Annotated in this window: 10 protein-coding genes and 3 tRNA genes; 6 read left to right on the top strand and 7 right to left on the bottom strand. The window is 50.8% G+C overall.

What is annotated here, in order from left to right:
• The first annotated feature begins 73 nt into the window (after positions 1-73).
• Positions 74-490 carry a VOC family protein gene (locus ACTJJ1_RS16900; protein ID WP_440834570.1) on the top strand — a complete coding sequence of 139 codons (417 nt, stop codon included), beginning with the start codon at positions 74-76 and terminating at the stop codon, positions 488-490.
• On the opposite strand, the gene ACTJJ1_RS16905 is transcribed toward ACTJJ1_RS16900, so the two are convergent.
• The gene (locus tag ACTJJ1_RS16905) at positions 484-1,062 is read right to left on the bottom strand and encodes a TetR/AcrR family transcriptional regulator (protein WP_440834572.1); all 579 of its coding nucleotides are present in this window, start codon (positions 1,060-1,062) and stop codon (positions 484-486) included. The genes ACTJJ1_RS16900 and ACTJJ1_RS16905 overlap by 7 nt on opposite strands.
• A gap of 113 nt (positions 1,063-1,175) precedes the next feature.
• On the opposite strand from ACTJJ1_RS16905, the gene ACTJJ1_RS16910 reads away from it, so the two are divergent.
• Complete coding sequence (locus tag ACTJJ1_RS16910; protein ID WP_004947138.1) at positions 1,176-1,643, top strand: nuclear transport factor 2 family protein; 468 nt, start codon at positions 1,176-1,178, stop codon at positions 1,641-1,643.
• Between the two features lie 148 nt (positions 1,644-1,791).
• Here the strand turns inward: ACTJJ1_RS16910 and ACTJJ1_RS16915 are convergent, their stop codons facing one another.
• Positions 1,792-2,232 (bottom strand): DUF2946 domain-containing protein, encoded by a 441-nt coding sequence (locus ACTJJ1_RS16915; RefSeq protein ID WP_440834574.1) that lies wholly within the window; start codon positions 2,230-2,232, stop codon positions 1,792-1,794.
• Positions 2,233-2,400: 168 nt separating this feature from the next.
• Between ACTJJ1_RS16915 and ACTJJ1_RS16920 the strand changes: the two genes are divergently transcribed.
• From ACTJJ1_RS16920 to ACTJJ1_RS16935, 4 genes are all read left to right on the top strand, one after another.
• Entirely contained in the window at positions 2,401-3,813 is a 1,413-nt protein-coding gene (locus ACTJJ1_RS16920) for a PepSY-associated TM helix domain-containing protein (protein WP_440834576.1), read from the top strand.
• A 67-nt stretch (positions 3,814-3,880) separates the two neighbouring features.
• Positions 3,881-4,210, top strand: coding sequence for an osmotically-inducible lipoprotein OsmE (gene osmE / locus ACTJJ1_RS16925; protein WP_004947131.1), 330 nt, complete (start codon positions 3,881-3,883; stop codon positions 4,208-4,210).
• A 156-nt stretch (positions 4,211-4,366) separates the two neighbouring features.
• Positions 4,367-4,454, top strand: a tRNA-Ser gene (locus ACTJJ1_RS16930).
• 6 nt (positions 4,455-4,460) lie between these two features.
• A tRNA-Thr gene (locus tag ACTJJ1_RS16935) sits at positions 4,461-4,536 on the top strand.
• Between the two features lie 44 nt (positions 4,537-4,580).
• Here the strand turns inward: ACTJJ1_RS16935 and ACTJJ1_RS16940 are convergent.
• The 5 genes from ACTJJ1_RS16940 to ACTJJ1_RS16960 all read right to left on the bottom strand — a co-directional run bounded on the left by ACTJJ1_RS16940 (position 4,581) and on the right by ACTJJ1_RS16960 (position 12,036).
• The gene (locus ACTJJ1_RS16940) at positions 4,581-6,305 is read right to left on the bottom strand and encodes a hypothetical protein (RefSeq protein ID WP_440834578.1); all 1,725 of its coding nucleotides are present in this window, start codon (positions 6,303-6,305) and stop codon (positions 4,581-4,583) included.
• A 68-nt stretch (positions 6,306-6,373) separates the two neighbouring features.
• Positions 6,374-9,484: a hypothetical protein gene (locus ACTJJ1_RS16945; RefSeq protein ID WP_440834580.1), complete on the bottom strand. Its 3,111-nt coding sequence runs from the start codon at positions 9,482-9,484 to the stop codon at positions 6,374-6,376.
• Positions 9,485-9,862: 378 nt separating this feature from the next.
• A tRNA-Pro gene (locus ACTJJ1_RS16950) sits at positions 9,863-9,939 on the bottom strand.
• A gap of 78 nt (positions 9,940-10,017) precedes the next feature.
• Positions 10,018-11,799 (bottom strand): LPS biosynthesis-modulating metalloenzyme YejM, encoded by a 1,782-nt coding sequence (gene yejM, locus ACTJJ1_RS16955; protein ID WP_004947119.1) that lies wholly within the window; start codon positions 11,797-11,799, stop codon positions 10,018-10,020.
• A gap of 9 nt (positions 11,800-11,808) precedes the next feature.
• Entirely contained in the window at positions 11,809-12,036 is a 228-nt protein-coding gene (locus ACTJJ1_RS16960) for a YejL family protein (protein ID WP_006317912.1), read from the bottom strand.
• Positions 12,037-12,164 lie beyond the last annotated feature (128 nt).

Consider the following 12,164-nt stretch of genomic DNA (forward strand, 5'->3'; position numbering starts at 1 on the left):
ACGGATTGCTATTTCGCCGCCCCCTTGTGTGACTAAGCTCTACCTATATAGATAGTCACCTCAGGAGGTTAGTATGGAACTCAGCATAGATCGGGTTATTGAAACGGTCCTGTATGTGCGCGATATCGAACGCGCCAACACTTTTTACCAACAGGTGTTAAAGCTGCCGGCGATGGTGGCCAACGAGCGTTTTCGTGCCTACAACGTGGGCGAACAAAGCGTATTGCTGCTGTTTATTGAAGGCGACTCGCTTAAGGGGGCACATTATCCGGAAGGGTATATTCCTCCGCATGACGGCAACGGGCCATTGCATATCGGGCTGGCGGTGGCGAAAGAACAGTTACCGCATTGGGAACAGCATCTGACGGCGCATGGTATAGAGATAGAAGGGCGGATGACCTGGGAACACGGCGGGGAGAGTATTTATTTCCACGATCCCGACGGCCACCTGCTGGAGCTGGTGACGCCGGGGATCTGGGCCAATTATTGATCGAGCCAGGCTAGCGCCAACGCCTCAAGCATTCCACTCATCAGCAGCAATGTCTGTTGTGGTTGCTGCTCAATTTGCACTTTGACGATCGCCCCGTCTATCAACATCGCCAGCATTGCCGCTTGCTGTTCCTGCCGCGGGCCGACAGGCAGGTGGCGTGCAATTGCGTCGGCCATCTGCTCTTTGTGCTGCCGTGCGATGTTCAGACTTTCCGGCAGCATATCCGCTAATTCCACCGCCGTATTGATAAAAGCGCAGCCGCGGTAGTGCGGGTCGTTGAACCATTCCGCAAGACAGGGCGTTAAAGCAGACAGCACATTGCCCTGCTCTGCAACATGCCGTTCCAGAGATTGGTTAAACCAGGCCAGCCACTGCTCATGGCGATAGGCTAAAAACGCTGCGATCAGATCGTTCTTGCTGGGGAAGTGCCGATAAAACGTCACTTTTGTTACGCCAGATTCGCTGATGATGCGATCGATACCGGTCGCGCGTACACCTTCACGGTAAAACAGATCGTGCGCCGTCAGCAGGATACGCTTGCGCGCAGGCAGAATGCTGGTTGTAACAGACATCAGAGCACCTCATAAATTATTTATCGGATTGATTGTAGACAACTCTGTCTACATGCGCTAGCTTAATTGAGTAGACAAACCTGTCTACTTAATCCCAAGCCCAGAGGTGAACAATGAGCATTAAACCCCCGTTACCGCCATTTACCCGTGAATCAGCCATCGAGAAAGTCCGTTTGGCGGAGGATGCCTGGAACAGCCGCGATCCTGAACGTGTATCTCAGGTTTATTCTGTAGATACCCATTGGCGCAATCGGGCTGAGTTCGTTGATGGCCGGGAGGCGGTCTGCAAGTTCTTGCAGCGCAAATGGGCTAAAGAGCTGGAGTACCGGTTGATTAAGGAGCTTTGGGCGTTCGATGGGGCGCGTATCGCAGTACGGTTTGCCTATGAATGGCGCGATGATTCTGGCAACTGGTACCGCAGCTTTGGCAACGAGAACTGGGAGTTTAATCCGGACGGCCAGATGATTAACCGGCATGCCTGTATCAACGATATGCCGATCCGTGAACAGGATCGTCAATTCCATTGGCCGCTTGGCCGCCGACCGGATGATATTCCGGCCCTGAGTGACTTTGGCTTCTGATCGCGTTTACTGATAATAGGGCCGCAGTTCTAGCCTGGCGCGCAGAAATAATCGAAGAGATTTCAATCCGGAAAGTAAAAGTTAATTACGTTTTAGGTTATTTTATTTTTGGCGTAATAAACCCTGCCTGAATAAATAAGCATATAAATTAAAATGGCTGTACTGGATGTGGAAATAACGGTGGTGCGCGTGTTTGATAAAATGGAAAGGTGGCCAGAGTAATAACGAGGTAAATAGCGTGAATGAGGCGGGGTGCACATTGAACCGGCAGGGGCGGTGCCGCAGGTATCAGGGCCATCAGCGGCGGGTTGTGATGTAACAGGCTGCAATAGCCGCAGAGGTCAAAACAGGCGCCGGAGGCCATATCCGCCATGCCGTGGCCTGCGGGCGGGCTGTCCTCTGGCTGATGACTCATCATCACCATATGCTCGTCATGCTCCCCGCTCATCGGCATATCCATAGTCATCTCTTTGTTATTGATATTATTTTTCGAGAGATGCGAGGAGATGGACGGCGCGATGAAAACCATCGACATAGCGAATAAGCCCAGCCAGGCCAGAGTACGCATATGTTGAGTGGACAGTTTCACCAGGAAGGTCTTCCAGAGTCAGAGGAGAAATGATTGATGATGACGGTAATTGTGCCCGCATTGTAACATTAATGAGAATTAAGCTAAACAGAGAAGAAATCTGTTTGTTAAATGAAAATAATTCGGGTAGATTTCGCCATTATTCTATTTGACCACGGATAACCTATCATGTCTGAACGCACTTCTGCGTCGCCTGCGGCTGCGCAGAATATTAATCAGCAGGTAACCACCCGCAGTTGGTTTATTCCGTTGATGATGCGGATTCATTTCTATATTGGTCTGTTTGTGGGGCCGTTTTTACTTATTGCCGCAGTGAGTGGAATATTTTACGCATTGACGCCGCAAATTGAGTCCCGCCTGTATGCCCAGCAGCTATTTAACGACAGCACCGGGCCGACGCTGCCGTTAGAACGCCAGATAACCGCCGCTCAGGCGGCAGCACCGCAGCAGGCTTCGCTTTCGGCGGTGAGGCCGTCACCTGGCGAAGGCGAGAATACTCGTGTGTTGTTTGACGTTGCGGGATTAAAGGCCTCTGAACGGTTGGCGGTGTTTGTCGATCCGGTGACCGCGCAAACGCATGGCGCAATGACGGTTTATGGCACCAGTGGCATATTGCCGCTGCGCACCTGGCTGGATCAATTTCATCGCAGTTTGTTGCTGGGGGATTTTGGTCGCAATTATAGCGAGCTGGCAGCGTCCTGGTTGTGGATTGCGGCGCTCGGGGGATTGATGCTCTGGGGCGCGCGCAAGCGCAAACAGACGAGGCCAGGGCGTAAAGGTTTACGTTGGTTGCATGAGAAAAGCGGCTTGCTGTTGCTCATCGGCCTGTTGTTCTTTTCCGCCACCGGGCTGACCTGGTCGCAGTGGGCCGGTGAGAATATCAGCGTGTTGCGACAGCACCTGGGCTGGGCGACCCCCTCGCTGTCTACGGCAGTGGGTGGGCAGAGCGCACTGCCTGCTGATGAGCATGCCGAACACCGTGGCCACAAGATGCACATGACAATGGCTGAGCCGCCTCAGGACAGTGCCATGTATGACAGAGCGCTGGCCGTCGCACGTACGGCAGGCATTGATGCCGACAGGGTTGAAATCAGGCAACCGGCAGCGGCGGGCCAGGCTTGGGCGGTGATGGAGATCGATCGCCGGTGGCCGACGCAGGTTGATGCCGTGGCAATCGATCCCGCGACGATGGCGATCGTTGATCTGGTCAGGTTCGAACAGTATCCGCTGGCAGCCAAATTGACGCGCTGGGGTATCGATCTGCATATGGGTATCTTGTTCGGTCTGGTAAATGAGCTGGTGTTGGTGGCCTTCGCTGCCGGGCTGGCGGCGATGGTGGTGATGGGGTATTTGATGTGGTGGCGCGGCCGGCCCACTCGGGCAGTGCGTAAACCGCTGTGCTCACCCTTTATGTTGCTGCGCAAAACGCCCAAAGGGCCGCTGTTGCTGATCGTCAGCCTCACGTTGCTATTGGGCGTTTGCCTGCCGGTGATGGGCGTTAGCCTGTTGGCCTTTTTACTGTGCGATCTATTACGGTTTCTGATGGCGCGGAGGAGTGAACCGCACCTATCGACAAAGTGACGTTTGTAGAAAAGCCTTTCCTCTTCTACACTTAGAGAACAACAAACGTACGTCAAGAGGACAAGCCATGACTAATAAGCTGGTTTTAGCCGTTTGCACCGCAGCGACATTTTCCATTCTTGCCGGCTGTACCGCTTATGACAGGGCCGCCAGTTACGTGAAGGAACCTGTGGTAAGTGATGTAAAAGTAGGGATGACAAAACAGCAGGTGCGGGCAATTGCCGGCCCACCGTCTACCTCTGCAACGCTGGTAAATGCGAAGGGCACATGCGACACCTACGCTGTGGCGCCGCGCGACGGTAAAGTGCAAACCTATTTTGTCAGTTACAGCGACACTGGCCATGTGATGAACAAGGGGTACCAGACTTGTTCAGACTACGATTCTCAGCCTAAATAAGCCCCATTGCGCTGAACAATAAAACCTCGCTTTGGCGGGGTTTTTCATTTTTTAACCGCCAGTCGCATGAAGTTTAAGCAAACGCGCTTTTTACTGCATTTTTTTGCATGAAACGGTAGACATTTCATAACGGTATCGTTAATATCTGCGCCCATTGGAAGGATGGCCGAGTGGTTTAAGGCAACGGTCTTGAAAACCGTCGAGTGTAACAGCTCCCAGAGTTCGAATCTCTGTCCTTCCGCCAAATTTAGCCGGCTTAGCTCAGTTGGTAGAGCAACTGACTTGTAATCAGTAGGTCACCAGTTCGATTCCGGTAGCCGGCACCATAAAAGAAGCCCCAGCAGAAATGCTGGGGCTTTTTCTTTATTTGTTACGCTACGGTGTCCAGTAGCGCAGCTGGCGTGGAACCGCTCAATTCGATCTGCGGTGCGGTATAGTGCAGGTCTGAGAGCGTTTGGCTGAGATCTCGGTTGCCCAGTGAGAAGACAATATCCTGGCTGTCAAAGCTGTGATTGCCGTTGTTATCGATAATCACATAGAGAGAATTACCCAGTTTTATCGCACCAACCTCCGCCAACGAGCTTTCACTGGCACTCCCGGTCGCTTTACTGAGAGCGGCGGTAAATAATGATTGGGCATCCGTCGCTCCTCCGAGAGTGGAGAACAGGGCATTGAGATTAGCAGAGCTACCGTAGTCACCGTAGGAAACCAACGATTTGTCACCGGCTGATGAAAACGTCCATTGCTGACCGTCAGTTCCCGCATTGATACGATCGACAGACGCGTTGTAATCGGTGATTTTGACCGATCCGGCAATGGTGCTTTGCGTAAAGCTGAAAGTATCGCCCTGATACCCCGAGCCATGTCCAGCGATTGTCGTGTTGCCAACCACGCTGAAGCTGTCATCTTGCGATTGGCCCTCGATAAACAATTGCTTGCCGGCTAGCGCACTGATGATGCCACTGAATTGGCCACTATTTTGTAAGGTGCCCAGTGTGCTGTAAAAATCACCGCCGCCGGTTCCACCTTGTTCGGAATGAATATCAACGCTGACAGGGGCAATATTGCCATTGGGATTATTCAGCTCGTCAATGTAGATATGCGTTAGTGAGTCACTGAAGTCCGATTTGATATTGAGCTTCAGAACATAGTTGTTCTGTCCGCCAAGGGCAAAGCCGTTCAGACTGATATCCGTAACGTGATTGTTGCCTCCAGACAGCGTCAATTCGGCGTTGGTGAAAGAAGATGAAATCTTGAGGGTTTCTTTAACCGGCCGATTAGTATAGTGGCTGGTCAGAGCGAATGTCCCTGCATTGATCGCCTGCGTATTGTATTGCGTTGGCACCGCATCGGTATAAGGGTTGAACTCCCTGCCAATATCGATGTTGAGGTCGGTTACGGTGTTTGCTCCCCGAAACGTTGCCAGTTCGACATGAACCTTACTGGCCGCAGTGGCGTCATTAAATACCCGGACGCTGGTCGGCAAATAATCTCCCGCACCGAGGTAGCGGTTTGCGTTATACAAATGGACGTTGTCTGCATATCCCGTCAGTGCAAAACTTGTAGGGGTAGTCAATGTCGTCGAGGGCTGAGTGATGTTGCTTACGTTGCTATAAGCCGTGTTGTAGATAATGGCGTTACTTTGCATCACGCCAAAATCAAAGGCGTGTTCGCCTTCTGTTGCCTCTTGTTGCCCATCAACAAATATACGCCCACTACCGGTATATCCCGCCAGATCGATGTAGTTAAAGAACTCAAAATTACTGGCGTTGGTCGTGATGGATGCAGATTGGCTGCCGCCTGCGCCCGTCGTAATATAGATGTCTTTGGTAATAAAGTTGGCGGAAAGTATTGAGGTGTTTCCTGATCCATACTCCGCCGAGCCGACTGCGCGGAAGTTACCGCTCACGCTATTGCTCCCGCCGGCTATGGCGTTGCCGCTCCAGGTGAGCATATTGAAGCCGGCGCCAATTTTTATATAGGCTTTGGAAATACTCAGATCTGAATCTTGGCTGACGATTACCTTGGTATTATCAATGTCGGTTAACCTTACAGATTCTGTTTCCGGATCCAAATGCAAAATGATCTCATTCATTTGTTAATCATCCCTATTAATCTTCGTAACGACTTGCAGTGGGTTAATTGCCCGTTTGGGTAATGACATCAGGCAAATGCTTCTTCTGCAGGAGCAGCAGAGACGGCGTTCAGAATCACTTGTGGAGAGGAGTAGTGTGTCTCGACGACCGTCTGGTAGAGATCGTGGTTGCCGAGTGAGAACACGATATCCTGATCGTCAAAAGTGTGATTGTTGTTCTTATCTATCACCACGTACAGGCTATTACTCAACTTCAGGGCGCCAACTTCTGACAGTGCATTTTCACTGGTACCGCCAGTAGCTTTGCTTAGCAGGGCGCTGAACAGTGATTGAGCCGAGTTGCCGGCGGCGGTATCGACAGAGTCAAACAGGGTATTCAACGCCGCACTGCTGCTGTAATCCCCATAAACGGCCATCTGTTTTTCCGCCTGTTTGGAGAAGGTCCAATGATGGTTCGCATCCCCTGCTTCAATCTTGGTGCTGCTAATATATTGGGTAGCGATTTTTACCATACTGTCGACGGTACTATGGGCGAAAATGACTTTATCACTACCCTCAACCCCGTTCACCGTGGTATTGCCAACGACATTGAATGTATCGTCGCCATTTCCACCATTAGCCGTCAACTGCTTGCCCGCCAACTGTGTGGTCAAACTGTCGAAACGTTCACCGTTTTGTAAGGATTTGAGGTTAGCGTAAAAATCTCCACCACCTGAGCCACCGATATCCATTGTTAGCTTCAGGCTCATTTGCGGGAAATTAAGAGCATTTTCTAGCGAGTGGCCTACCGTTTCCAGCGAGTCGCTGAAATCTGCTTTCACATGCAAGTCGATAGTAAAGTTATGCCAAAACGCACCTATGCTGCTGACATCAATATTCGTTACATTATTATGGCCACCCGATAGGGTGACGATGGTATTAACCGAGTGGACCGAGATAGTAAACTTGACTTGCTGCTCTTTATTGCCGTAGTTGGTGATATAACCGATGGTGCCAACGTTATAGGTAAAACCATAGTTGGGTGCGGCACCGGTTCCGACATTAAGATCCCTCATAATGTCAATGGTATAGGCGTCAACTTGAAGTGCTTCATAAGAGCGGTGTTCTGATTCGAGCATCAGATTACTGGCTGCAGTCAGATCCTTGTCGATGATCAGCGTGCCGTCAGTCAATGTATTAATAATGTGCAAATTATCCACTTTTCCTGACAGCAGCAGGTTGGGGCTGGCGAACACGTCTGCCTGCGTCAGGTTTTTCACCTGCGAGAAATTCGGGTTGTGGATGGTGGCTCTGCCCACAAGGAGCCCGGAATCGAAGACATTTGTGCCATCGGTGCCGGCCAGCGTGCCATCAAGATAAATATCGCCGGTGCCGCGGTAGTTGGTTAAGTCGATATAGGCATAGTTGCTGAAGTTTTTCAGGTTGGTGCTGATGACGCCTGAAAGGCTGCCGTCCCCAGCTGTGGTCAAATTGACCGTTTTGGTAATGAAATTGGCGTTGAGGATCCCCTCGGAAAAGACGGCATATAAATCGCTGCTGACTTTATTTGAGCTGCCATCCACCGAGTTACCTTGCCAATCAAGCCTATCGGTGCCACCTCCCAGCGTGATTTTTGCATTTAGCGTGCTGAGATCGAGACCTTTGGCGAAAACAATGGTGTCATTCTCTTTACCCAGCATGATATCGCCGCTGAAGCTGGACAGGTTGGTCTGATCGATGGACAGAACAATATCTTTGCCATGGTTGGCCAGCGAACCCAGAGTAATGCTGTTTCCCGCGTGACTCCCGGTTAGCGTGATGACTTTGACATTCGCAGCCAGGCTTAGATCAACAGTGGCGTCATGTATCACATTGAGCGTCAAGGTGCTGAACATCGACAGTTCAGCATTAGTCAGTTGGTGATAATGACCGGAGTTCACCGTCCCCGATGGATTCCCCCCGTTTGCGCTGGTGTCCAACATTGGCGCAGTTTTATAACCGAGCGATGTGCCCAGCGCGTTTTCATACTCAAACACTTTTTGGCTAGAAACCGGGTAATTGCTGCCAATCAGGCTTTCGCCATTGCGGAAGTAGTCGATCACCAGCAGCGTAGCCTTTAACTTGTCATTGCCAGCCCGCAGTAAGATGGCCTGAGATTCCACTGTGGTGAGTTTATGTTGTGTGCCATGCAGCTGGTAATAGACTTTTTCATAGTTGGATGCATGGCTGAACTCTGCATTTTTAGACAGAAGCTTCAGTAAATCATAATTGCTGGTACCGCTGGCTAACATTTTGCTCCAGGTTTCCAAGCCAGAGGCATCGATCCCGCGGCCTGCCAGAGTCATGTAGATTGAAGCGACTTGCTCCTGGTATTCGGCTGCGGGTAGTTCCCCAGGGGAATATACATGCTCAATTTTGGCCAGTTGCTGCTGGGCCACGCTATCTGCAGGTGCGGTGGAAGACCGTAGATCATTGATGATGGCGGCGACTACATCACCCCGGGTGCCGCTGTTATTATTGATAATGTCGAGGTAATGATTAATGTCGCCCTCTGCAGGCGGTCGTTTGTGGGTTTGCGCGTAGATGGTTTTGATAAAGTCGCTGTCATTAAGCCCGCCGAATTTGTCCGCTTTGACATTAACGAATTTCTGAGCAACTTCAGCAAAGGTATTTTTGCCAGTGCTGATGACACTTCCCCAGTAGTTGATGCCGCTGCTGCTGGCGATGGAGCCCAGGGCATAAAACAGTGCAGAAACGTCCTCTGCTCCGGAGTGCTGCTGCGGAGTGCCATTAAACGCCGGGTAGAGCGACTGGTTGATAGTTTCTTGTTGAGCGTGCTGATGTTCCAGTGTGGTGCTGTCAGTGCCCTTATAGCTATCAAGCGTGTTAAACACATCTTGTGCAATATTGCCGAGCGCTTTCCCGCCATTGAGCTGTGTCAGTAGCGGTTGTAGCTGTTCTTGAGTTGGGGGAACTGAATTAACATTCTGATAAATAAACGTTATTTTTTGTTCGTTATTCATTGTGCCATAGTGTTTTTGGCCTTCCGGACCTTTGATAATCCAGGTGGCTAATTCAGCGGAGCTCATTCCGGCCATCAGTTTTTTGGCAAAATACTCGACGTCTTTAAACGCAGGTTTACGGCCTAGCGTGGCAAAAAAAATCCCGGCGGCATGTTTTTGATATAATAAAACGTTCATAAATAGAGTTCCCTTAAGTATGAATAAATCCTAAAAAATATAGTACAAAAGCGGGATTTTTGTTTACGCGCGGCCGGTTAATATTTGTGTTTATTTCCAGGGTGATACCCTCTTTTATTTATAATGTTTTTTCTTTCGCTAGTGTTTGATTATTATTGATTTTTATTTTTACTTTGCGATAGGCGAGGGCAGCGGAAGAGGGAGTTTAAGAATATCCTTATATTGGAGTATTGATATGGGGAGGGAATAGGTTTATTGGGATACAATTAGGGTGACACTTATATTATTAACACTTTGAATTATTTCTCTTTAATGCTTTCAACTCCCATTGAGATATAAAAAAACCAACCGCAAAGGGTTGGTTTCTTTAAGGATGTTTGGTCGGCATGAGAGGATTTGAACCTCCGACCCCCGACACCCCATGACGGTGCGCTACCAAGCTGCGCTACATGCCGACGCTATGGCAAGTTATACTACCCTTAACCAAAATCAATGCAAGAGTAGCAGAGCCTGATTGCTTGTATTTTAAGCAGTTAGTTGGCAATGAAGCGTTTAACGTCAGTCAGCACCTGCAACAGCAGGGTAAGCTGCGGTTTCTCGTCTTTTATTTCTTTGTCGTTTTTATCGTACGCGCGATAAGTGCCATTGCCGTCCAGCACCAGGGTTTGTGTTGGCGTAGTGATGATCAACAGGTTGTTATCACCGGTGGCGACCCAATTGTTCTTGCGCTGTGCGGTGAACAGGTCTTCACCTTGCGAGTAATCGTTAGGGGCCGTTTTAACGTGCAGTAAACGCTGCATCAGCGTGCGCATCACATCGTTATGGCCGGTCAGCTTATTGATGGTCTGAGCTGGCGTACCCGGCCAGTGGATAACCAGCGGCACTTGCAGCTGCTGTTGGTTATAACTGCTGCCAGCACCCCAGTAGCCTTTGCCGCTGTCATTAAATTCAATGCCGTGCTCTGCGGTAATCACCACGACCGTTTTATCCAGAACGCCACGGGCTTTCAGCGTGCTGAGCACCTCCGCAATCTGCGTATCCACATCCTGCGCACCGGCGCGGTAACGTTGAATAAAGTCAGCCGGGGCCGGCGTTTTTTCATTGGCTGCCGGTTCAGCGCCACGGAAGTTGATGTAGGAGAACCACGGAGCCTTGTTGTTCTGATCGGCCAGCCAATTCTGCCATTGTTGAGTGGTGACTGCATCGTTTTGCCTGCTTGGCGTCGGCAGCGAGAAGTCGGTCAATAGTGCCTGACGATATAGGCTGGCGTTAAAGCCGTCGGACGAGAACAGGCCAAACTGATAACCCTGGGCGCTAAGTGCGTTCACCAGGGCAGAAGGTTTGCGCGCGGCGAGAATGCTGTCCAAATAGGTCGGCGAAATACCGTAGAACAGGCCAAACAGGCCGGTATCCGCATGATTGCCCGAACTGTAGTGATCGCTGAAGCGAACGTTTTCCTGCGCAAAGCGGGTGAGGGCAGGCATATCCTTTGTCATATCCTGGGCGCGAACGCCATCTACGACGATCATCAACAGGTTATAGCCGCTGCCTTTGTCGTTGTAGCTGAGATCGTTGAGTGGATATTCCACCGCTACGGCCTCCGGATTACCCTGCTGCACCAAACGGCGCTCATACTCTTGTGGATCGAGCAGGCCGTGTTTCTCAAGGAATTTACGTGCGGTCATGGGGTAAGAAAGCGGCAGGTTGGCTCGCTGCATGGTGATCGGGCGATAGAAATTGGCGTCGGCCCAGATATAAATCAGGTGCGAGGCAAAAAAGGCGCTGATGAACAGCACGGCCAACGGCTTGCCAAAGTGTTGGCGGTTCAGGCTGCGAAGCTTTTGCCAGCTCCAGGTGCCAAACAACATCTCCACCAGGAAGATAACGGGCACGCAGATGAACATCAGTTGCCAGTCGCGCGCCAGCTCGCTTTGATCCGGGTTGACCACCAGTTCCCACACCACCGGGTTAAGGTGAAGGTGGAAATGCGTGAACACTTCGCTGTCTACCAGCAACAGCGTTAGCCCGGTCGTGGCCAGCGCGGCGGAAATAAGCCGCAGCAGCCGCTGTGACATCACCACAAAGGTCAGCGGGAATATCACCAACAGGTAGCCGGCGAAAACGATAAAGCTGAAATGCCCCAGCAAGCTGACCAGGGCATAAACCCGGCCCAACAGGGAGGAGGGCCAGTCGGTGACAAACAGATAGCGGCTGCCCAGCCCGAGGGCGAGCAGAATATTGAATAAGGCGAACCAGTGCCCCCAGCTAATCATCTGGGAGACTTTTTCACGATAACGCTGACGGTTTGTCACCATAATTAATTATTAATGCGCTTTGTCTTCACGAATAGAAGCTTGCAGAGCTTCTGCAAACGATCTTGCCAACGTCTTCCGCTGCGCGGGAGCAACGCTGGTGTTGATCAGATTAGTTACCATGTTGCCCAGCACCATCAGAGAAAGATCGGTGGGAGTATGGTGTTTTTCCAGAACATTGACCAGCTCAGAGAGCAGTTGTTCAACGTGTTCGTCACTGTAACGGGATGATTGTGGCATAAAAATTGCGCTCAAAGCCTGACAAAGTCCCATATCTTACCGTATAGAGCCGTGATTTTCCGCTCTTTTATAGCGTGGTAGCCGTTAAGGTAACGATCGTTTGCCGATCCCGCTTTACAGTTGCAGGG

The organism is Serratia sp. 22264, from assembly GCF_052045345.1.
Classification (GTDB): domain Bacteria; phylum Pseudomonadota; class Gammaproteobacteria; order Enterobacterales; family Enterobacteriaceae; genus Serratia; species Serratia plymuthica.